We start from the raw sequence: 983 nt of genomic DNA on the forward strand, positions 1-983 counted from the left end.
CCGGTAGCACCCGTGTTACCTTGAACACCTTGAGGTCCAGTAGCGCCGGTAGCACCCGTGTTACCTTGAGCACCTTGAGGTCCAGTAGCGCCGGTAGCACCCGTGTTACCTTGAACGCCTTGAGGTCCAGTAGCACCGGTAGCACCCGTGTTACCTTGAACACCTTGAGGTCCAGTGGCACCAGTAGCACCAGTAGCACCAGTAGCACCGGTAGCACCCGTGTTACCTTGAACACCTTGAGGTCCAGTAGCGCCGGTAGCACCCGTGTTACCTTGAGCACCTTGAGGTCCAGTAGCGCCGGTAGCACCCGTGTTACCTTGAACACCTTGAGGTCCAGTAGCGCCGGTAGCACCCGTGTTACCTTGAACACCTTGAGGTCCAGTAGTGCCAGTAGCACCCGTGTTACCTTGAGCACCTTGAGGTCCAGTAGCACCCGTGTTACCTTGAGGTCCCTGAGGTCCAGTAGGTCCAGGAGGCCCGCCAGAAGGTCCGGTAGGTCCGGTAACTCCTATACCAGTAGCGCCAGTGGCACCGGTAGCACCCGTGTTACCCTGAGGTCCAGTAGCGCCGGTAGCGCCCGTGTTACCTCGAGGCCCAGTGGCGCCGGTAGCACCAGTAGCACCCGTGTTACCTTGAACACCTTGAGGTCCAGTGGCACCAGTAGCACCAGTAGCACCGGTAGCACCCGTGTTACCTTGAACACCTTGAGGTCCAGTAGCGCCGGTAGCACCCGTGTTACCTTGAGCACCTTGAGGTCCAGTAGCGCCGGTAGCACCCGTGTTACCTTGAACACCTTGAGGTCCAGTAGCGCCGGTAGCACCCGTGTTACCTTGAACACCTTGAGGTCCAGTAGTGCCAGTAGCACCCGTGTTACCTTGAGCACCTTGAGGTCCAGTAGCACCCGTGTTACCTTGAACGCCTTGAGGTCCAGTAGCACCGGTAGCACCCGTGTTACCTTGAACACCTTGAGGTCCAGTGGCACC

1 pseudogene is annotated in these 983 nt (G+C 58.7%); it reads right to left on the reverse strand.

Annotated features, from left to right (window positions below):
• Positions 1-983 (reverse strand): annotated as a pseudogene (locus ACTFRU_RS29340) (hypothetical protein); the annotation flags it as partial.

This window comes from Bacillus cereus group sp. MYBK220-1, assembly GCF_051916445.1.
GTDB classification, from domain to species: Bacteria; Bacillota; Bacilli; order Bacillales; family Bacillaceae_G; genus Bacillus_A; species Bacillus_A cereus.